The organism is Acetobacter zythi, from assembly GCF_963921165.1.
In the GTDB taxonomy this organism is placed as follows: Bacteria; Pseudomonadota; Alphaproteobacteria; order Acetobacterales; family Acetobacteraceae; genus Acetobacter.
In genome coordinates, this window is sequence record NZ_CAWUEO010000023.1 from 306,125 (window position 1) to 325,192 (window position 19,068).

A 19,068-nucleotide genomic window follows, 5' to 3' on the forward strand; every position below is an offset into this window, starting at 1 on the left:
GTGAGTGATGGTATCTTCCTTTCTTTCCCGCCGGTTTTTACTGGCAGGTGGCGTTGCTTTTGCCTGCGCTCTGGCAACCCAAACCGCACATGCCGCACCGCAGGTCCTGCGTGTAGGGATTATGGCGGGGGAGGATGAGGATGTATGGCCCGTGGTGGCGGCCAATGCAGCCAAGGAAGGTCTGGAACTCAGGCTGATCACTTTTTCTGACTATAATGCCCCCAACGAGGCACTGGCCGAACATGAACTGGATGCCAACGCTTTCCAGCACGGCCCGTTTCTGGACGCTCAGAACAAGGCAAAAGGGTATGGTATTGTTCCCGTTGGCCATACTTATGTTGCGCCAATAGGGCTTTATTCAACACGTTGGAAATCAGTAGCGGCTCTGCCCGACAAAGCGGTTATTGGCGTACCCAATGACCCAACAAACGAAGGGCGCGCTTTGCTGCTGCTGCAAAAGCTGGGGCTGATCAAACTTGCAGCCGATGCAGGAAACACGCCAACTGCGCTCGATATTACCGAAAACCCTCATAACATCAGTATTCGTGAACTGGATGCGGGTGTGGTAGGGCGCGCGCTAACGGATCTGGATGGGGCTGTTATCAATACTGACTGGGCCAAAAAAGTTGGTGTTGATATTGAAAAAACACGTATTGCGCAGGAAACTGCGGATAATAACCCATATATCTGCATTATAGCTGTAAACGAGGCTGACAAATCTGCTCCGTGGGTCTCCAAGCTGGTGGGGGCGTACCAGCAACCCAATGTGCGGCAGGCGTTGGACAAAGCATTCCATGGTGCTGTGTTACCATCGTGGCCATGAACCTTCTGGAAGTTGACCGGCTGACCCGCTCTTTCGGCGGGCAACCGGCATTGCATGATATCTCGTTTGCTGTGGGTAAGGGGCAAAGGCTGGGTATTATCGGCCGTTCAGGTGCGGGCAAGTCCACGCTGCTACGGTGCCTAAGTGGCCTTGACCGGCCCCAGTCTGGCAGAATTCTGCTGGAAGGGGAGGATATGGCCATTCTGCCCGAGGCAAGGCTTGTACTGCTCCGCCGCAGGATAGGTCTGGTTTTTCAGCACTTTAACTTGCTCGCTTCACGCACGATTGCGGCAAATGTGGCCCTGCCATTGCAAATTGCGGGTGTGCCCAAAGCAGAGCAGCGCAAACGGGTTGCGGAGCTGCTGGATCTGGTCGGTCTGGCGGATCATGCAGGCAAATACCCCGCCATGCTCTCTGGCGGGCAAAAGCAGCGTATTGGCATTGCCCGTGCGCTGGCGGCAAACCCGGCTTTGCTGTTGTGTGATGAGGCAACCTCCGCACTGGACCCGGAAACAACCGAGACCATTCTTGCCCTGCTGGCGGATATCAACCGTGTGCTGGGCCTGACCATTGTTTTTATCACGCACGAAATGGATGTTGTGCGCCGTCTGGCGCAACAGGTGCTCGTGCTGGAAAAAGGTCGCATTGTAACCCGTGGCAAACCGGCGGATATTCTGGATGCCAACCAGCTTGCGGCTATTCTGCCCCCCAACCTCAGCCAAACTCCGCAGGAGGGTAGCCACGCCATTGTGCGCCTGACGGTTGCAACGCAGGATGTGTTTGCACCTTTGTTGCGTGGGTTGGAGCAGCAGTGCCAGGCCAACTTTACCTTGCTGCACACCCTGCCCAACCCCGAAAGTGACGGACAGGTAGATGTTGTGGTGCAGACCGATGGTCTTTCTGTTGCAACCATGAATGCTCTTCAGGTCCATGCCTGTGCAGCCGAGGTAGTTGGATATGTCCCGGCTCATTCTTGATCTACTCTGGCGGGCCACCGCCCAAACGTTGGAAATGGTTCTGGCATCGGGGTTGCTGGCGGTTGCTGGCGGTTTGCCTTTGGCGGTGCTGCTTGTGCTCACCGCTCCTAACGGTCTGTATCCTCTGCCGTTACTCTCACGTTTGGTAGGCGGTGTGGTGGACGCGGTGCGGGCCGTGCCGTTTATTATTTTGCTGGTGCTGCTTATTCCGTTTACCCGCATGGTTGTTGGTACGGCATTGGGTACAACGGCCGCTATTGTGCCTTTGTCTATTGCAGCTATTCCCTACTTTGCCCGCATTGCCGAGGTTTCCTTGCGGGAAGTGGATACCGGACTGGTGGATGCCGTGCGCGCCATGGGGGGAACGCGGTGGATGGTGGTGCGCTACGTGCTGCTGCCCGAAAGTCTGCCGGGACTTATTTCTGGCTTTACAGTTACGCTGGTGACTCTTGTGGGCGCATCGGCCATGGCTGGTGCCATAGGGGCCGGTGGCCTGGGTGATCTGGCAATCCGTTATGGGTACCAACGGTTCAATACAACCGTCATGTTCGGGGTTGTTGCGGTGCTGGTTGTGCTTGTTATGCTCTTACAGGCAGCCGGTAATTTTTGTGCGCAGGCTTTGCGGCATACCCAGCCCAGCCGCAGGGCATAACGGATTCCGCCTGCTTTCAGGAGCAGTGCTTGCTGTTGCTTCGAGTCATTGCTGGTGTTTGGGAGCCGCAATGCGCAAGCGAGCGTCTATTTTTGAAATGACGGTCCTATTTCATTGGGAAGCATAGCGGTCCAGACGGTCTCCCTTTTTGGGAGTGTATGCTGTGTGTATTTCATAAGAAAAACAAAAAAGTAACACTTTTTTTGTGAACTCGGATTGCAGCCATCAAAGGCATATACACAAAAAAGTTATCACAAATAGAGAATTTGAAAAATTAACAGCCGGTAATTTGTTGCACAGGGTTTATCCTGTGTTATGACTATAACAGGTATGTAACAGTACGTTGGTTATCCGCTTTTCTCATGAGTATGATTTGAGACAGAGCGGCCTGCACTCTGTACATTTTTGATGTGGTGCGAATTTTCCCGGTAAAACATTCTGCCACAGAGTGGTAAAATGGAGGAATTAGGATGGCTCAACGAGACAACGTTATCTCACCGGGCATTGAACTGGGGCAGCGGATCAAAATCCTTCGTAAAACCGCCGGTCTTACGCAGCAGCAGGTGGCCGATGCACTAGGTGTGTCCCGCCCGGCCATAGCATTCTGGGAAACCGGGCGCGAGGGAAGTGCTCGCAAGCATATTCCCAAACTGGCAGCATTGCTGCATGTGGAGCCCGAGGTGTTTTTAACCGGGTATGTGCAGGAAGATATTGATCTGATTGTCTCGCCCGATGAGCGGGACATGGTCTCACTTTACCGGATGCTTGATGCATCGCGCAAAGTTTCCGCCCAGAAGTGGATGGAGCGGCAGGCGAGAACAGTCCAGTTGGATAACTGACCCGTTTTGCAATATTGATCGAAGTGTAAACGTAATTTCAGTGTGATGTCTCCCCTGCGAGGGCAGTCCGCGCAGGGGAAGGAGGGCTGAAAAGACATGGCAGAGCGGACGCAAACCGTCTACCCTGCCATGATAATCAGAACTCCATAGAAAGTGTGAAGTGATAAACGCGGGGTAATCCAGCATACAGTGTTGATGTTGATGAGGACGCAGCACTGGGTGTTCCCGTGTAGACAGATGCCCAGTACCGTTCATTCGTAGCATTGCTCACGCCAAAACGAACCATCCATGGAAAGCGGGCAACGTGGAAACCATAACGTGTGCCCAGATCCAGGGTTGTATAAGACCCGGTATGCAGGGTGTTGGTTATGTTTGCTGCGCGGTTGCCCATGTAATGCACATTGGCATTGAATGCCCAGCCAGAAGCAAAAGACCCAAGAGCGGCAGGCAGGCGGTAGTCTAACAGCAGGTTGGCCTGCAAAGGCGCTACACCAACAATTTCCTTGTTGTTGTATTGGGAAAGTTTACTGTCAACCAGTTCTGCATCTAGCCAGGTCATGCCTGCCAGAACAGAAAGGTTGGGCAGGACTTCACCCGAAATCTGGGCTTCCACCCCGTAGTTACGTTGTGTTCCGCCATATGTGTAAGTTTGCTGGGATCCGGCAGAAAGATACATGGCATACGGGTTCGTCATACGGAACCCTGCAAGGTTGAATTGCATTTTTCCGTAGCGCAGTTTGTATCCCACTTCATATTCTTCAGAATGTGCAACGGGCAGTGCCTGATTGGCATTTGTATACTTGGGGCTGTTGGACGTAACAGGGCCAGCTTCGACAGAACGACCATAAGTAAAATATAGGGTCTGGTTGTCAGTCGGTTTATACATGACGCTGGCTGTCGGGCTGAAAGCCGCATCTACGGAGTTATGGCCGTGGCCCTGAACCGTGGTGGTGTTATAGGTCATGCTGCCAGTTTTGGAAGAATGGCTAGATGTTTTGGCGTAATCCTGGTTGATCCAACTCCATGCCAGTGTTCCCATAACGGACCAGTGTTTGTTGACGGTAATAGTATCGCCCACAATAAAAGACTGGCTTGTGACACTGGATGTTTTAAGTCGGCCGGAATAATAGGGCTGCCGACCGTTAACGGCTACTGGACTGTTCATGTTAGCTGCACCGCAGTAAATGGAGCTGGCGCATGTAGTGCCAATGGTACTGACGGATTCCCCACTGGTCGGGTTGTAATTCCCCATCATGTAACCGTTAGTGCCGATCACGAGGTCATGTTTGAGCGGCCCTGTGTAAACTCGCCCGTTGAAGTATGCCATGTTACTGCCAACCCGGAAGTCGTTGGCTGTTGTGGCCGCACTGACAGTCTGGCTGTAGTTGCCCGTATTGTTCAGAAGGGTGTTGTTGGAGGCAAAGGCCTGCCGAGCTGCATCCTGATACAGACCGCCAAGCGTGAAGCTCCAGTCCTTGTTGATTTCGTGTTTGATTTTGGCCAGAAACGTGTTGGTTTCCATGTTGTAACCACTCCAGTCCTGTCCCAGATGCGAAACGCTCAGGTCAGGGGCCGTGGGTAATGCGGTTACGTTTGCACCAATACCAAAGCCCGGCGCAGTGCCGCGCTCTACATAAGTGTAATGGCTGGCATCAATTTCAATAACGGTCTTGTCGTCCAGATGGATGTCAAAGTCTCCGCTCACCATTTCGCGGCGGATCCAGCTATCCTGTGTGTACGCAGTGCCGTTGGCGTGCAGCATGTTCAGGCGGTAGCCGAACCAGCCGTTTTTGCCTACGCGGCCAGAAATATCGCCATTAACTGTGGGGGTGCCGATGGAATCCACCCCGACCGAAAGGCGTTCGGTCCGCCGGTTGGTTGGGCGTTTGAGTGTGTATTCGAACACACCGGCTGGATTTTCCGGTCCATACATTGCGCCTGCCAGACCGTTGAGCACCTGAAGGTTGTCCACCCATTCCGCCGGATAAGGGGTGGTGGAAACCACGTTCAACCCGTCCAGGCGGGAGTTGGAGACCACATCAGCTTCAAACCCACGCGACTGTGGGCGGGAAGTGTTGGGGTCGCCACGGATTTCAAGCTGAACGGAGGGCAGATACTGTGCCATGTCATTGATATTGCGGATCTGCTGGTTGACGACCACGTCATGCGGCACACCCATAACGGAGTACGGGGTATCCAGCGTGTCGCGGTTACCAAGGGGACCAAGATAGACAATCTTGTTCATGTATTTGGCGCCGGTGCCGTCTGCGGCATGGTGGCCATGTACGTTTACGGTTTCACCATTGGAGCCATCCAGAATCCCGGCAATGGGGGCTGTGCTGGCGGGTGTTGAAGAGGGCGTGGTTTTTGGTTTGGGGGACGGGGGAGCGGCGGCTTTAATGGCGGCCTGCTTGCCGGTGGTAGCCTGTTGCGCGGGAGCAACAGGGTCTGCTGCCAGTGCGGAAGTCGTTAGCAGTAATGCGCTAAATGTTCCGGTGGCGAAAATTGTATGGAAACGATCGTGCATGGATCTGGCTCATCCGGGGTATGGAGGGGTACAAGGGGGATGCTCGTTTTGCCGGGTGGGGAGGGGGGTTGTCTATATACGACCGCACACAAACCTATATATGAGTGAATATAACCACGAAGTGATGCAAGAATAACACACCAGCCCTGTGGGGTGTGTGAATGGCGGAAAACAGCGCGTTTAGTGGTCCATAGTGCGCAAAGCCAGCGCAGCGGCGGTGGCGACATCTTTGCGCAGGGCGACCACATTACCTTGCCCGTATGGGTGTACGCGGTTTGTCAGAATAATCACAAAGCTGCGGTTATTAGGCTCCAGCCAGAGGGATGTGCCGGTAAAGCCGGTGTGACCAAAAGAGGTGGCGGGAAAATAGGTGCCGCGTGCTGTGGAGTAGTGGGTCGCAATATCCCACCCCAATCCGCGCAGATCGGTTTTGCCTGCGGGTTGCTGTGGGGTGGACATGAGGTACAAAGTTTCGGCTTGTAGCGGAAACGGCGAGGGCAAGCCTGCGCGCTTGTCAAGCAGGGTCTGCGCGTACGTAATGGTATCCTGCGCGCAGGAGAACAACCCGGCATGTCCTGCAAAGCCACCCATACGCCGGGCGGAAGGGTCATGCACAACACCACGCAGCATTTGCCCGTTTTCATCAAACTGCGTTGGAGCAATATTGAGCTGCTGTTCTGGAGAGGGAAGAAAAAAAGAAGTGTGTAGGCCGAGAGGTTTGAGAATATGTTCCGTTGCGTAAAGAGCAAGGGACTGGCCGGACAACCGTTCGACAATTAACCCCAGCGTTATAAAATTGAGGTCACTGTAAACAAATTTCTCACCCGGTGGCGTTTGGGGGGCGCTGTTCATGAGCATTTGCACCCCTGTCTGCTTGCCCTGCCATGCAAAGCTCAGATCCAGATCTGGTGCTAAGCCAGAATAATGTGTGAGTAACTGGCGGATGGTTATGCCCTGTTTGCCGTTGGCGGCAAAAGCGGGGAGGTAGTGGCAGGCGGGGGTGTCTAGTGCAATCAGGCCTTTTTCATAAAACTGCATGATTGCTGGGGCAGTTATTAAAACCTTGGTCAGGGACGCCATGTCAAAAATGGTGTCCCATGTCATGGTCTCCGTTGTGAGGAGCACGGCGCGCTGGCCAAAAACACCTTTCCACACCATGCGGCCTTCATGACCTATGGCGGCGACCGCGCCGGGCATTTTGCCATTTTGTATGGCCTTGCGGAAAATCTCATCCACAGGCGCGAACAAAGGGGCGTGCGCTGGCTGGGCGTGAGCAAGGGGAGATGTGGCGCCCAGACAGGTGGCATGAGCCAGTCCGGTTTGCAGAATTTTGCGGCGGGTCAGTCGGGCGGGTAAGGGCATGCGGGGTGTGTCCGGGGCAGATGGGGGGTCAGGAAGGGGCTACAACATGGCGGAATGTCATGTTGTAGCGGGTCAGACCCGTGAGGGCATGCGGGTTGGGGGCTAATCCTTTAATCCCGTGGTAATGCAGCCGGGCTGGACCACCCCAGACCAGTACGTCCCCATGTTCTAGTGCAAATGTGCGAACCCTGCCGTGTCGGTTTGGCCCTCCCCACATAAAAAGACCTGTCCGCCCAAGCGAGAGCGATACAATGGGCTGCGTGATGTCTCCCTCATCCCGGTCCTGATGCAGCCCCATGTGGGAGTGGCTCTGGTAGCGGTTGAGCAGGCAGGCATTGGGCGCAAAGTTGGGGTAACCGGCTGCCAGCGCGGCACTTTGCGCAAGAGCGAAAAGGCTTGCAGGCATGGCGGGCCACGGTCGTTGGCTGAGTGGGTCTAATGCTGTGTATGCGTAACCCATAGGGGAACTGACCCACCCCAGCGTTCCGCAACAGGTCATGGCGGCGGACATGGTGCCACCACCGGGTGTAAGCATGTGGTGGAAAGGGGCTTGCTGAGTGATCTCATGCAAGGCTTGCAAAAGGTTGGCGGCATGGGGTGTGGCAAATTGGCGCATAAGCACAGCGCCTGTTTCCAGTTCCTCGCGCGCCGGGCGTGTGTCTGGTAACAGCAGGTCCATTTGCTGGGCCGGAGGATGGGGGTGTGTCATGGCGGCTCCTGATGAAAACCGTTTGCGCCCCCGCACGCTCTTTGGCACAGGACAGAAGAATGCTATCAGCATTGCCAAACACCGTTCCAGCTTGCAAGGAGCCAGACAGCAACAATGCCCCCATCTGCACAGGATATCATGCTTATTGGTGGCATTCCGGCCCTGATCAGTTACCAGTCGCCACGCGCGGTTTTTCGGGGGGTATTTGTTGGGCTGAATGCGGAGGTGGATTTTTTTGCCAGCACTGTTGCAGGGCTTGAACCGCAGGGCGAGGCTGCCTTGCGGTCGTTTTTCAAGCGGTGCCAAAGCAGCCAGCGTTCGCCCCTGCGGCTGAGTGATGATGGCCAGAAGAATTATCTGCTGGAAGAAATTTATGAACAGATGGCCGAACCAGCCCGCAGGTGCGGCATAGACCTGTATGATGTTGTGCGTGAGCAGGTCAGGGCCTTTCAGCCCGGTGGAGGGGCCGCCGCTCCGGCTATTCTGCTCAGCCTGTAATGGGGAATTACAAGGTAGGACCATAAAAAAGGGATGCCCCTGTTGGGAGCATCCCTTTTTGTTGTGGTGTGTGTTGTTCTGCCGATCAGGCCGGGTTTTCCACACGGTCCTGTTTTGTGGCGCTGTTGTCTTTTTTGGCCGGGCAAAAAGCCGAAACCACAATAACAAGAATAACATTAACCCCAAGAGCGAGCAGGCCCGTGGAAACATTGCCCGAGAACAGGCCAAAATTCACCGGGTGAATGGGTTTAAGTCCGTCCATCCAGCACAGGCTGACCCCGAACACGGTACCAACCAGCCAGCCTGCCAGCATGGCGGTAGCAGAAAAGCGCACTTTGAGCAGGCCCAGAATAAGGGCCGGAAAGGTTTGCAGAATGAACACGCCGCCAAGAAGCTGGAAGTCAATGGCGAACTGTGCATTCAGGAACAACACGCAGACCAACGCTCCAAGTTTGACCAAAAGCGAAGTCAGGCGGCTGGCGCGAACGGGGTTTTTTTGTGCAGGCAACAGGTTGCTGGTAACAAGGTTGGCCGCACCAATGGCCATAACGGCAGCCGGTACCAGCGCGCCCACGGCAATGGCCGCCAGACAGAAACCAGCAAACCATGCGGGAAAAACCTTCTGGAACAGCATGGGCACAACCATGGAGTTGTTGGTTGTGACAATACCCGCTGCATGCGCCATAAAGCCCAGCATGGCGATCAGCCCCAGCACAATGGTGTAAACCGGCAGAAACACCGCATTCTGGCGAATGGTATCAGCCGAGCGGGATGCCAGAATACCCGTGAGCGTGTGGGGGTACAAAAAGGCTGCCAATGCGGAGGAAAGGGCAAGTGTTGCATAGGGCAGGCCCTGTCCGGGCTTGAGTATGGTCTGTGCGTGTTCGACCGAGGCAAACAGTGCTCCATACCCACCAGTGTGCAGGGGAATGACCGTAACTGCCACAAGCACGGCAATATAGATCATAATATCCTTAATAAAGGCGGTCAGTGCGGGAGCATGCAGGCCACCGAGCCATGTGTAAGCCGCCAGGGACAGGAACGCGATGACAAGAGGCAGATCGCCCGGCAGGCCGAGTGCCTGAATAACGGTGCGGATGCCGATCAGCTGTAGTGCAATATAGGGCATAACGGCAACAAGCCCGGTCAGCGCGACCACAACTTCCAGCGCGCGGCTGTCAAAGCGGGCGCGTACAATATCGGCCGCTGTGGAATGCCCGCCTTCACGCGCGATTTTCCACAGTTTGGGCATAACGATAAAAATGAACGGGTAGACGATAATGGTGTAGGGCAGAGCAAAAAAGCCATAAGCTCCCGCCGCGTAAACCAGCGCAGGCACCGCAATAACTGTATAGGCGGTGTAAAAATCCCCACCGACCAGAAACCACGTGACCCACGGTCCAAACCCGCGTCCACCCAATGACCACTCCTCATGCGAGGTGCCGCCGGTTTTTTTGCTGAACAGTCCGCGTATCCACTGGATGGATGACCCGATCACAATGGTTGCGGCAAAGCACAGGATGAAGACGCCAAGCGCCCATGGATTGATGGTGCTCATGCCCGATTCCCCTTTTTCCACACGACCCAGATCAGGATGGATGTCACCGGAACCCAGGCGAACTGGTACCAGTAAAAGAAGGGAAACCCGAGCAGAACCGGGTCATGCCGGTCATACAGCGGAGTCCAGAGCAAACCCAAAAAGGGCAGCAGAAGGAGCAGATTAAGATATTTCATTTCGTGAAACCGGCTTATTTTGTTATTTTTGTTCGCAACCGGCTGAACATGCCGATGGAAACCGGCTTATGTCAATTACGCCTGAAGCGATTTCAGGCGAGTATAATAAGAATTGTGTTTTTTGCGCATCAGGTATGCCCTTGTTATAACGTGATCGTTAACAACAAGGGCAAAATGGCGTTAGCGCGTGGCGCTGGTCTTGCGGTCCTGCAACACCTTGTTCAGGTTGTCGCCGTACTGGCGGTAGCTGCCTTCTGGCACACAGCCAAGTTCTTCCAGCTCTTCCAGATCAGCACCGTGGTTGATCCACTGGTTGGCTTCACGCGTGTCCAGCGTGGTGGGAATGGTCCGGGCTTCATACACCACAGGCTGCTCCGAATCCTCCGCCGCCCCAAAGGACAGGAAGCTCTCTTCCGCCGGGGTTTTGTTTTCGCTCAGGCTCACCTGACCGCAGACAACCTGCTTTTTGTCGGCGTTGGTATGCACGACCAGATTGCGGAATTTGGGGTGCGCGTTGGAAAAACGGGTGGTCAGAGACTTGAGCGTTGCCTTGACGAAAGGTGATGCCTTTTGGGCGCTATTATCAAGCACGGTCTGGGCGGCCGCGGTGTGGTGCAGGGCAGCGGAACCCAAGCCCGGCAACAGGATGCAAAGCGCGAAAAAACGTTTCATCAAGACGGTCTTTCCTGTCAGTTTGAAAAAGGTGGGGGAGGGCTGTCCGTAGGCGAGCACGGCCAGAGCCGACGCCCCCATGGCGTAATACCCATGCAGGTCAGCCGTCCACCTGTTTGGGGGAACGGTACACCCGTTGTTGTGGGTAGGGAAAGAGGCAAGCCCGCAAGACTACGCACGGCCAGAAAACCAAAACACTCCGCCTCCAGCGCGTCTCCCTTCCAGCCAAGCCGTTCTGCGGGGTAAACCGTGCCGGGCAGGGCTTGCGCAAGGGCTGCCATAAGGGCCGGGTTATGCCTGCCTCCGCCACAAACAAACCATTCTCGCGGCTGTTCAGGTAGTGGGGTGCGGGCAATGGTTTGCGCGGTAAAGGCGGTCAGGGTAGCTGCGCCATCTGCGGCATGGCACTGAGCAATTTGCGCCAGAGCGTTATGAAAACTCAGCCGGTCGAGTGATTTGGGGGCAGGTTTGTGAAAAAACGGGTGGGCCAGCAGGCGTTCTACTATGGCTTGGTCAGCTTTGCCCCGTGTTGCCAGTTGTCCGTCCGTATCGCAGGGGGTGCCGGTGTGCTGGTAGGCCCAGTCATCCAGTAAGGCATTACCCGGCCCTGTGTCGCACGCAATAATGCGCCCATCAGCCGTAACAAGGGTAAGGTTGGCCACACCGCCAATGTTCAGCACGGCAACGGGGCCGGGCCGGTTGCGCAGCAGGGCGGCATGATAGAGCGGGACAAGGGGAGCACCTTCGCCCCCGGCGGCAACATCAGCGGTTCGGAAATCATGCACCACGGGCAGGTCCGTCTGGGCGGAAAGGTAGGCAGCATTGCCGATCTGCCAGGTGCGCCCCGGCTGGTGCAGAATGGTCTGGCCATGGAACCCCACAACATCCACGTCCATATCGGGCGCCATCTGGCGCAGGTGTTGCACGGCTTGCACATGCACCTGCGTCAGTGCGTGCTCCACGGCCAGCAGTTCTGCATGGTCAGGCGCAAGGTCGGGTGCGCTATCCAGCAGGTTGCGCAGGTGCTGGCGCAGCTCCGCCGTGTAGGGCAGTGTGAAGGATGGACCGTGGGCGGCAATGGCTGTGCCATCTGTGCGAATAAGTGCCGCATCCACCCCATCGAGTGAGGTGCCGCTCATAAGCCCCAGAGCGTTCACACAGCCATCGGACAAATGCGTGGTTATGGGCATTGGCGCATTAAGGGGATGTCGTGTCCAACCCGGGCTGCACCTGCCCGGTGGCCACATTCCACAGCATGATGCGGTCGTGGTCCTTGCTCGCAATGTGGATTGCCAGAAGGTCATCATGCACACGGGTTGTGCTGAGCATATGTTCGTCCGGCCCAAGGGCAAGGTGGGCGGTCCGTGTGTCCGTTAGGGGAATACTGGTGGTTAAGGTGGGTTGGTGGGGCGTGTTCATGCGGTGGATGACCACCCCAACCAGTGCGACCACACCCACAATAATCAGAACTCCCATGCCCACAACGGCTGCCATGAGCGCTTTGGGTGTCTTGTAGTCCTGTTCTTCCATACTAGTGTTCTGCCGCTTTGCTGATATGGGCCAGCATGGTTGTGATGACCGTGGGTAACCCGTCAAAAATAGCCTGACCGATCAGGAAGTGGCCGATGTTCAGTTCCCGTATCTGGGGAATAGCGGCAACAGGTCCCACGTTCTCGTAGGTCAGGCCGTGGCCTGCATGGACTTCCAGCCCAAGGCTGGCCGCTTGTGTGGCTGCGCGTTGCAGGCGCTCAAGCTCGCCAGCGCGGCCCTGCGCATAAGCGCCGGTATGCAACTCCACAACCTGTGCGCCTGTTGCGGCTGCCGCGGCAATCTGGGTGGGGTCGGGGTCAATGAACAAGGAAACCCGGATGCCACAGGCCTTGAGAGCGTGGACCTTGGGCGTTAGCCCATCGGACTGGCCTGCAACATCCAGCCCGCCTTCGGTGGTCAGTTCCTCCCGCCGTTCAGGCACAAGGCAGCAGGCATGGGGGCGCAGGGTCTGGGCAATGGCGACCATTTCGTCCGTTGCGGCCATTTCCATGTTCAGGGGGGCGTCAATTTCAGCACACAGGCGTTCAAGGTCCGTATCGCGGATATGGCGGCGGTCCTCGCGCAGATGGGCTGTTATGCCATCCGCCCCGGACTGCACGGCCAGCAGGGCTGCGGCTACGGGGTCGGGATGCTGGCCCCCACGGGCGTTACGGACTGTGGCAACATGGTCAATGTTGACGCCAAGCCTGATGGCCGGTCTCATGCATTTTTCCTTCTGTTCGCGGCCAGCGTTGCTGCCAGTTTTATGGCGGCCTCCAGGCTGCGTGGGTCTGCCTTGTTCTGGCCTGCTATGTCAAATGCCGTTCCGTGGTCGGGGGATGTGCGGATAATGGGGAGGCCGAGGGTTACATTGACCCCTTCCGCCATATCCAGCGTTTTGAGCGGGATCAGCCCCTGATCGTGGTACATGCACAAAGCCACATCGTATTGCGCCCGTGCGTGGGGCGTAAACATTGTATCTGGCGGCAGGGGGCCGCTCACATTCAACCCTTCTGCGCGGAGGGCGTTTATGGCGGGCAGAATAATATCGTGTTCCTCCTGCCCCATAAGCCCGTGCTCGCCCGCATGGGGGTTCAGCCCTGCAAAGGCCAGCCGGGGGTGGGGGAGGGCAAAGTCCCGCCGTAGTCCTGCCGCGACCGTACGGGCCGTGCGGATGATCAGGTCTGTGGAAAGCTGGGCTATGGCGTCACGCAGGGCCACATGCACGGTAATGGGAACAACCTTAAGGGAGGGGCCTGCCAGCAACATGACCTCATCCCCCGGAGTCTGGCAGAGTTCGGCCAGATAGCTCGTATGGCCGGGGTGGCGAAAACCCGCCCCTTGCACAACCTCCTTGCTGATCGGGTTGGTGATCATGGCCGAGGCCTCCCCACTCAGGGTGAGTTCGGTGGCCAGCCGTATGCTTTCCAGCACACAGGCAGCATTGCGGCGGTCAGGTTCCCCCGGCGCGGGAGGGGTGGCCAGCTTTAAGGGAAGTACCGGGAGGGCGTGGGCAAAAACATCTGCTCCATCGGACAGGTAGCGTATGGTCTGCACTGGCACCCGCCGCTCCAGCAGGGACGGGTCACCCACATAAACAAAAGCAGGTCCGTTCTGGCGCAGCTTCTGCCAGACTGCGGCGGTAATTTCGGGCGCAATACTGGCCGGGTCACCCTGTGTTAGAACCAGCATGCCAATATCTCCCAAATGCGTTGCGTCACGGCTTGGACTTTTGGCACACAAACGCAGAAAAGCACCGGCGTAAAGGGGGCTGCGCAAAGTTTAGCGCTGCAAAGCCCATGCTCTGGGCAGATCGTCCGGGGCTGGTGGGGCAGGGTGGAGGGGTGTGTTTATGGCAACACGCAGCGGCAAGACCGTGGTATGCTCACGCAGGCTGCCTTGCGGCTGGTTTGTCTGCCATTCTTGTTCTTTGCGTAGGATAGGGCTACCACATCATCATGATCAGGCTCATAATTGTTGTTCCATTCCTGCTTGCACTTGTTGTGTTCAGTGCCAGTAATCAGGACCCGCAGGATATGTGGATGCTCACATATAGCTGGAAGTGCTCGCTGGGTGTGCTGGCCCTGAGTGTGGGAGCCTTGTCTTTTCTGCTCGGTGCGTTCTGCCTGTGGGTGGTCGAGTTCCGGCAGGGGCGCAGGGCGCGCAAAGCCGAACAGCAGGTCAGGGATCTGGAGGCGCAACTGGCGCAGTTGCGGGCCATTGTGGCCAACCGTGCTCCACCCGTAGTGCCAGCCCCTGATATGCAGCCTGTTGTAACACCACCGCTTAGCCCCGCAGGGAGCGAAGAACACTCCAATGTCTAATACGACCCGGCGCACCGGCCTTATTGTCTCTCTGGATACGCAGGATCCTGCTCAGGCCCGCAAATGGGTGCAGGACGTAGCGCCCGTATCCGGCATTATCAAGCTGGGGCTTGAGTTCACTTACGCCGCAGGCTTTCAGGCCGTGGCGGATGTTGCGGGTGACTCACCGCTCTTTCTGGACCTCAAGCTGCACGATATTCCCAATACAGTGGGTGCAGCCGTGCGCTCCTTGTCCCATTTGCGCCCGCGTATGCTCACCCTCCATGCCTCTGGTGGTCGGGCGATGATGGAAGCCGCCCGTGTGGCCTGTGATGAGGCATTCCCACAAGGGCAGCGTCCCTTGCTCCTTGGCGTAACGGTTCTGACCAGTCTGGACGATCAGGGCTTGGCGGAAACCGGGGTCATGGACGGTGCGCGTGCGCAGGTCCGGCGTTTGGCCAGGCTGGCAGTTGATTCCGGTATGGATGGGTTGGTCTGCTCTGCGCATGAACTGGATGTGCTGCGCGATGATCTGGGGAGTGCTCCGGTCATTGTCACTCCCGGTATTCGTCCTGCTGGGGCGGCCAAGGGTGACCAGAAACGGGTCATGACCCCCGCTCAGGCGCGCGATGCGGGGGCGGATTGGATTGTCGTTGGCCGCCCGATTACGCAGGCGGCTGATCCTGCTGCGGCGGCTGCCGCCATAATGGCAGAACTGGAAAGCTGATCATGCCTGAGCATTGCTCCATGGGGGTTAAAATCTGTGGTCTTACGGAGGCGGCGGGTTTTGATGCCTGCGTGGAGCATGGCGCGGACTGGATTGGCTTTGTTTTTTTTGAACGCTCGCCACGCTTTGTAACCCCGCAGCAAGCAGCAGGCCTTGCCGCCCGTGGGTTGGGGCAGGCCAGCGCTGTTGGCCTGTTTGTGCACCCGAGTGATGAGGATATTGCACGGGTTCTGGAACATACAACACTTGATGTTCTGCAGATTTATGCATCCGAGGAGCGGGCCCGGCAGGTTGCGCAGGTATTTGGCCTGCCTGTCTGGTTTTCCTTCCCTGTGGCAGGACCACAGGACCTTCCGGCCTCATGTTCCGTCCAGCGGATGTTGATAGAGCCGCGCCCCCCTAAAGATGCAACCCGACCGGGTGGGAATGCCCAAAAGCTGGACTGGTCCATGCTATCAGACTGGAAACCCGCATTCCCGTGGATGCTTGCCGGAGGGCTGAGGGTCGATAACGTGGCCGAAGCCGTTCGCATAACGGGGGCGCCCGCGGTGGATGTATCCTCTGGAGTGGAGAGTGCTCCCGGCGTTAAAGACCCGGCACTAATTGCCAGTTTTGTGCGCAACGCACGGCAGGCAGGCAGGGCTTAAGGAAAAAAACAGACAGAAAAGCTCTTTCCCTCTTGCCTGTTCCGATAATCTTGCTATTACCTTCCTCGCGCTGGAGAGATGGCCGAGCGGCTTAAGGCGCACGCTTGGAAAGCGTGTGTACGTTAATAGCGTACCGAGGGTTCGAATCCCTCTCTCTCCGCCAACCTGCTGTTTTCCCTATAAAAACAACCACTTAGACAATCCTGTAGTTACAGTGTTGTATTGTGTCGTTACATGTCCAGCGTTACATATCTGAGGATATGAACGACATGTATAATATCTTCCGCCGTGCTGGCTCACAAACGTGGAGTGTCCGCTTCCATGTGCCGCGTGCTCGTCGTTCAGACGTAGGTAAGGCGTTCGGAACAAAAACCGGACATAAGGCCGAGGTCGTTAAGACGCTGGGCACAAGCGACCGCAAGGAAGCAATGGGCAGGCGTTACAAGGCGCTGGAAGACATACGCAAAGAAATAGACGTCAGACTACAGGAGATAGGCCTGCCCCCTCTGCACGGTGACTGGCAACCAGACTGGGCCTTTCCGTGGGCAGAAGACGAGCAGACTATTGCAGAGGCTCTTGAAGCCAGAAAAGAGCTTGCCAAGGCGTCAACCCGAGAAGACCAGACCGAGGAAGTATATACCGAAGACAGGAACGGATTGCCGCACCGCACCACAATACGGACAAGTGAGCGTGACCGTAAAACCAGCGATATGCTGGATGCCCTAAGTGATCGTGCAGACGCATTGCAGGAGGCTGGTGTCTCTGCTGGGCCTTACATAGACCGCTACAAGGCGATTGCTCTGGGCGAAGCGACACCCATGGGCAATCTTATAGACAGGTGGTTGCGGGATATTGACGGAACGGTCAAACAGCAAACATTGAGAGGCCACCTTCTGTCTTTCCGGCTTCTGGGTGAATATCTCTTATCCGAGGAGGGGGAGGAGGATCAGGTTGCTGATGCTGCTGCCTTTATAAGAACGGTAGCGATAGAAAGCCTATCAAGGCGTGTTATCAGTGCTTTTCCTGAATGGCTGGCTCAGAGGAAAGGCCTCCGTGCAAAGACCGTTCAGAGCCGTATAAGCCCGCTTAAGGTCTTCTGGGGCTGGGCTGAACGGAAAGGATATGTGACGGGCGTTAATCCGTGGCTCGGCGCAACGTCCGGGCTGAAAAAGCGGGCAGAACGTGAAGATCAAACAGAAGATAAACCCTCTGCATATCAGGAGGAAGCCATACTCCGGCTTTTGCAGGCTGATCCTGATGCGGTCAAACGCTGGAAGTATGGCCCTGCCATTTTTGATCTGCTGCGCCTTGGGCTAATGACCGGAGCAAGACAGAACGAGTTATGCAGCCTTACGAGGGGCAGAGTTATCCCGCCTGAAAAGGAAGGGGGTCTCTGGGCCGTAAAGATTACCTCAGAGGTAGCCAAGACACGTAACGCCCTCCGTATCGTGCCCCTGCACCCACTTGTGCAACCTATCATTGCCCGGAGGGTAGCCAATGCCGGGTCTGATGCAGATGCACCTCTATTCCCCGAGTTGCCACCGGGGGGTGATGATAACAAGCGGTCATGGACATTCGCAAAGCGATTTGGTGATTTTCGGAAGGCGGTTCTGGGCAAGGATGATCCGCACAACTTTCACAACCTCCGAGGCACATTCATGACTTATTTTGCAACTGCTGCGGGTAATGGTGCCACTGCCTGCACAGTCCTAATACGTGATCGTCTTGTCGGGCATGTTTCTCAATCGCTGGGCGACAACACCTATGTGGGGCAATTAGATAGAAGCCTGTATGATCGTGCTGTGCTGGATATGGTTGCTCTTGGTATGCCTGAGTCTGTCAGGCGAACGCTGGCGCACGATAATGATATGGCTACCATGAACAAAAGGGCAGCATCCAAAGGAAAGAGCATGACGCTAATTCCCTCAGATACTGCCCGAGAGTGGCCCGTGGTGTTAGGCGGTTGTGATAGAGCCAGTGAAGCCTAGAAGGCCCTGTGCGGACTCCTGTGAGTCTCTGAGGGCTATACGGCTTAATAGGGCGCGTATGGCTTTGCGTGACCGCCCAGTTGCACGGGCAAGCTGGTTGATAGAAACACCCATTTTAAGCTGGCGCACGATGGCAGCTATTTCTGTTGCCTTGAAACGTGAAGCTGTGTGGCCTCTACCCTTCTGGGCCATGTCAGCCATATTCTCAGCTTGAGTGCCTACACGGAGATTGTCTAGGCGGACGTTGAGGGGGTTGAACAACAACAACGGCTTAACCCCCATAATCTGAAGTCAACCATGAACCATGAAACCATGGCGCAAGGGTACCCGTTTTGAGTCCCGAGAGGTTTGAGGATGAGCAGGGGGCTGTGTGAGGTGCCCAAGGGGAGTGATGCCCTGAGTAATCGGCCCCAACTCTGTGCAGCACTCGAAAAGGCCAAGGTGATGCAGTGCCCGGTCATTGTGGCCAAGCTTGTTGAAGAATTTTTTCGGGACCATCCTGGCTACAGTAAGAAAACCATTTCAGCCTACAACACCACGATGAAGCAGGTGCTTGCTGTCAATTGGCAGCAAGGGATCTTAGTTCCTGGCGCTGACGGACATTGGCACGAACCCGATGATAGACTAGCCCCTAATTGGTTTGTGGTCTGTAAAGGCTGGGAATATTTAACCGTCCTGCCACTTCGCGCATTGTCCAGGGGATTGCCTTGAGCGTTACTCCCAGATTTCTCGCAGAATTCCGCCATATACCCAGTTTCATTCCATATGCTCTTAATAATCTATTTCCAGCCAAGCATGGACATTTTGTAACATAATTAGTTTTTATGATTTGTGTGATTTTTCTGGGTTTAGTGGGTGTATGAATCGGAGGAAGTGTTGGTTTTCTGGGGGTTTAGGTGTTTTTTTGGGTAGGGGTTGACGTTAGGGTGCTTGGGGGTATAGAAGCTGCTTCACCGAGACGAAGCAGTCTTGGCGGGGATGAGAGTTTCTGCTAGGTTCTTTGGCTCTTTGGTCATTGACAAGAGAATATGAGATAGAGAGGGATATGCTGACGGCGTGTTTTTCTGACTAAGTTTTCGG

At 56.0% G+C, this 19,068-nt stretch carries 19 protein-coding genes, 1 tRNA gene and 1 pseudogene; 11 read left to right on the forward strand and 10 right to left on the reverse strand.

The window, feature by feature from the left end:
• Positions 1-7 precede the first annotated feature (7 nt).
• From AABE20_RS10090 to AABE20_RS10105, 4 genes are all read left to right on the forward strand, one after another.
• Positions 8-823, forward strand: a complete 816-nt coding sequence (locus AABE20_RS10090; protein WP_338332966.1) for a MetQ/NlpA family ABC transporter substrate-binding protein — start codon at positions 8-10, stop codon at positions 821-823.
• Complete coding sequence (locus AABE20_RS10095) at positions 820-1,800, forward strand: methionine ABC transporter ATP-binding protein (RefSeq protein WP_338332967.1); 981 nt, start codon at positions 820-822, stop codon at positions 1,798-1,800. The genes AABE20_RS10090 and AABE20_RS10095 overlap by 4 nt, the downstream gene beginning before the upstream one ends.
• On the forward strand, positions 1,781-2,452 hold the full coding sequence (locus AABE20_RS10100) for a methionine ABC transporter permease (RefSeq protein ID WP_338332930.1): 672 nt from the start codon (positions 1,781-1,783) through the stop codon (positions 2,450-2,452). The genes AABE20_RS10095 and AABE20_RS10100 overlap by 20 nt, the downstream gene beginning before the upstream one ends.
• 470 nt (positions 2,453-2,922) lie before the next feature.
• Entirely contained in the window at positions 2,923-3,291 is a 369-nt protein-coding gene (locus tag AABE20_RS10105; RefSeq protein ID WP_338332931.1) for a helix-turn-helix domain-containing protein, read from the forward strand.
• Between the two features lie 136 nt (positions 3,292-3,427).
• Here AABE20_RS10105 and AABE20_RS10110 read toward each other — a convergent pair.
• From AABE20_RS10110 to alkB, 3 genes and pseudogenes are all read right to left on the reverse strand, one after another.
• Positions 3,428-5,554 (reverse strand): annotated as a pseudogene (locus tag AABE20_RS10110) (TonB-dependent receptor); the annotation flags it as partial.
• 444 nt (positions 5,555-5,998) lie between these two features.
• The gene (locus tag AABE20_RS10115) at positions 5,999-7,180 is read right to left on the reverse strand and encodes a serine hydrolase domain-containing protein (RefSeq protein ID WP_338332933.1); all 1,182 of its coding nucleotides are present in this window, start codon (positions 7,178-7,180) and stop codon (positions 5,999-6,001) included.
• Positions 7,181-7,208: 28 nt separating this feature from the next.
• Positions 7,209-7,889, reverse strand: a complete 681-nt coding sequence (gene alkB / locus AABE20_RS10120) for a DNA oxidative demethylase AlkB (RefSeq protein ID WP_338332934.1) — start codon at positions 7,887-7,889, stop codon at positions 7,209-7,211.
• Positions 7,890-8,003: 114 nt separating this feature from the next.
• Between alkB and AABE20_RS10125 the strand changes: the two genes are divergently transcribed.
• Positions 8,004-8,387, forward strand: a complete 384-nt coding sequence (locus tag AABE20_RS10125; protein WP_338332935.1) for a toxin-antitoxin system protein HicB — start codon at positions 8,004-8,006, stop codon at positions 8,385-8,387.
• 85 nt (positions 8,388-8,472) lie between these two features.
• Here the strand turns inward: AABE20_RS10125 and AABE20_RS10130 are convergent, their stop codons facing one another.
• The 7 genes from AABE20_RS10130 to pdxA form a co-directional block, all read right to left on the reverse strand.
• Positions 8,473-9,945 carry a sodium:solute symporter family protein gene (locus AABE20_RS10130; protein WP_338332936.1) on the reverse strand — a complete coding sequence of 491 codons (1,473 nt, stop codon included), beginning with the start codon at positions 9,943-9,945 and terminating at the stop codon, positions 8,473-8,475.
• Complete coding sequence (locus tag AABE20_RS10135) at positions 9,942-10,121, reverse strand: DUF3311 domain-containing protein (protein ID WP_025827307.1); 180 nt, start codon at positions 10,119-10,121, stop codon at positions 9,942-9,944. Before AABE20_RS10135 ends, AABE20_RS10130 begins: the two co-directional genes overlap by 4 nt.
• Before the next feature lie 180 nt (positions 10,122-10,301).
• Entirely contained in the window at positions 10,302-10,793 is a 492-nt protein-coding gene (locus tag AABE20_RS10140) for a hypothetical protein (protein ID WP_338332937.1), read from the reverse strand.
• Positions 10,794-10,810: 17 nt separating this feature from the next.
• Complete coding sequence (locus AABE20_RS10145; RefSeq protein ID WP_338332938.1) at positions 10,811-11,983, reverse strand: anhydro-N-acetylmuramic acid kinase; 1,173 nt, start codon at positions 11,981-11,983, stop codon at positions 10,811-10,813.
• Positions 11,984-11,990: 7 nt separating this feature from the next.
• Positions 11,991-12,323, reverse strand: coding sequence for a hypothetical protein (locus tag AABE20_RS10150; RefSeq protein WP_338332939.1), 333 nt, complete (start codon positions 12,321-12,323; stop codon positions 11,991-11,993).
• A gap of 1 nt (position 12,324) precedes the next feature.
• Positions 12,325-13,047: a pyridoxine 5'-phosphate synthase gene (locus AABE20_RS10155; RefSeq protein ID WP_338332940.1), complete on the reverse strand. Its 723-nt coding sequence runs from the start codon at positions 13,045-13,047 to the stop codon at positions 12,325-12,327.
• Entirely contained in the window at positions 13,044-14,015 is a 972-nt protein-coding gene (pdxA, locus tag AABE20_RS10160) for a 4-hydroxythreonine-4-phosphate dehydrogenase PdxA (protein ID WP_338332941.1), read from the reverse strand. The genes AABE20_RS10155 and pdxA overlap by 4 nt, the downstream gene beginning before the upstream one ends.
• Before the next feature lie 266 nt (positions 14,016-14,281).
• Between pdxA and AABE20_RS10165 the strand changes: the two genes are divergently transcribed.
• From AABE20_RS10165 to AABE20_RS10190, 6 genes are all read left to right on the forward strand, one after another.
• The gene (locus tag AABE20_RS10165; RefSeq protein ID WP_338332942.1) at positions 14,282-14,647 is read left to right on the forward strand and encodes a LapA family protein; all 366 of its coding nucleotides are present in this window, start codon (positions 14,282-14,284) and stop codon (positions 14,645-14,647) included.
• Positions 14,640-15,353: an orotidine-5'-phosphate decarboxylase gene (pyrF, locus tag AABE20_RS10170; RefSeq protein ID WP_338332943.1), complete on the forward strand. Its 714-nt coding sequence runs from the start codon at positions 14,640-14,642 to the stop codon at positions 15,351-15,353. Before AABE20_RS10165 ends, pyrF begins: the two co-directional genes overlap by 8 nt.
• Positions 15,354-15,355: 2 nt before the next feature.
• Positions 15,356-16,000 (forward strand): phosphoribosylanthranilate isomerase, encoded by a 645-nt coding sequence (locus AABE20_RS10175; RefSeq protein ID WP_338332944.1) that lies wholly within the window; start codon positions 15,356-15,358, stop codon positions 15,998-16,000.
• Positions 16,001-16,072: 72 nt separating this feature from the next.
• A tRNA-Ser gene (locus tag AABE20_RS10180) sits at positions 16,073-16,163 on the forward strand.
• A 106-nt stretch (positions 16,164-16,269) separates the two neighbouring features.
• Positions 16,270-17,988 (forward strand): hypothetical protein, encoded by a 1,719-nt coding sequence (locus AABE20_RS10185; RefSeq protein ID WP_338332945.1) that lies wholly within the window; start codon positions 16,270-16,272, stop codon positions 17,986-17,988.
• Between the two features lie 354 nt (positions 17,989-18,342).
• Entirely contained in the window at positions 18,343-18,699 is a 357-nt protein-coding gene (locus tag AABE20_RS10190; protein ID WP_338332946.1) for a hypothetical protein, read from the forward strand.
• Positions 18,700-19,068: the final 369 nt, after the last annotated feature.

What these genes read in the sequence shown, in the direction of transcription:
- AABE20_RS10090 (WP_338332966.1), top strand. Translation starts at nt 8, where the DNA reads ATGGTATCTTCCTTTCTTTCCCGCCGGTTTTTACTGGCAGGTGGCGTT.
- AABE20_RS10095 (WP_338332967.1), top strand. Translation starts at nt 820, where the DNA reads ATGAACCTTCTGGAAGTTGACCGGCTGACCCGCTCTTTCGGCGGGCAA.
- AABE20_RS10100 (WP_338332930.1), top strand. Translation starts at nt 1,781, where the DNA reads ATGTCCCGGCTCATTCTTGATCTACTCTGGCGGGCCACCGCCCAAACG.
- AABE20_RS10105 (WP_338332931.1), top strand. Translation starts at nt 2,923, where the DNA reads ATGGCTCAACGAGACAACGTTATCTCACCGGGCATTGAACTGGGGCAG.
- AABE20_RS10115 (WP_338332933.1), bottom strand. Translation starts at nt 7,180, where the DNA reads ATGCCCTTACCCGCCCGACTGACCCGCCGCAAAATTCTGCAAACCGGA.
- alkB (WP_338332934.1), bottom strand. Translation starts at nt 7,889, where the DNA reads ATGACACACCCCCATCCTCCGGCCCAGCAAATGGACCTGCTGTTACCA.
- AABE20_RS10125 (WP_338332935.1), top strand. Translation starts at nt 8,004, where the DNA reads ATGCCCCCATCTGCACAGGATATCATGCTTATTGGTGGCATTCCGGCC.
- AABE20_RS10130 (WP_338332936.1), bottom strand. Translation starts at nt 9,945, where the DNA reads ATGAGCACCATCAATCCATGGGCGCTTGGCGTCTTCATCCTGTGCTTT.
- AABE20_RS10135 (WP_025827307.1), bottom strand. Translation starts at nt 10,121, where the DNA reads ATGAAATATCTTAATCTGCTCCTTCTGCTGCCCTTTTTGGGTTTGCTC.
- AABE20_RS10140 (WP_338332937.1), bottom strand. Translation starts at nt 10,793, where the DNA reads ATGAAACGTTTTTTCGCGCTTTGCATCCTGTTGCCGGGCTTGGGTTCC.
- AABE20_RS10145 (WP_338332938.1), bottom strand. Translation starts at nt 11,983, where the DNA reads ATGCCCATAACCACGCATTTGTCCGATGGCTGTGTGAACGCTCTGGGG.
- AABE20_RS10150 (WP_338332939.1), bottom strand. Translation starts at nt 12,323, where the DNA reads ATGGAAGAACAGGACTACAAGACACCCAAAGCGCTCATGGCAGCCGTT.
- AABE20_RS10155 (WP_338332940.1), bottom strand. Translation starts at nt 13,047, where the DNA reads ATGAGACCGGCCATCAGGCTTGGCGTCAACATTGACCATGTTGCCACA.
- pdxA (WP_338332941.1), bottom strand. Translation starts at nt 14,015, where the DNA reads ATGCTGGTTCTAACACAGGGTGACCCGGCCAGTATTGCGCCCGAAATT.
- AABE20_RS10165 (WP_338332942.1), top strand. Translation starts at nt 14,282, where the DNA reads ATGATCAGGCTCATAATTGTTGTTCCATTCCTGCTTGCACTTGTTGTG.
- pyrF (WP_338332943.1), top strand. Translation starts at nt 14,640, where the DNA reads ATGTCTAATACGACCCGGCGCACCGGCCTTATTGTCTCTCTGGATACG.
- AABE20_RS10175 (WP_338332944.1), top strand. Translation starts at nt 15,356, where the DNA reads ATGCCTGAGCATTGCTCCATGGGGGTTAAAATCTGTGGTCTTACGGAG.
- AABE20_RS10185 (WP_338332945.1), top strand. Translation starts at nt 16,270, where the DNA reads ATGTATAATATCTTCCGCCGTGCTGGCTCACAAACGTGGAGTGTCCGC.
- AABE20_RS10190 (WP_338332946.1), top strand. Translation starts at nt 18,343, where the DNA reads ATGAGCAGGGGGCTGTGTGAGGTGCCCAAGGGGAGTGATGCCCTGAGT.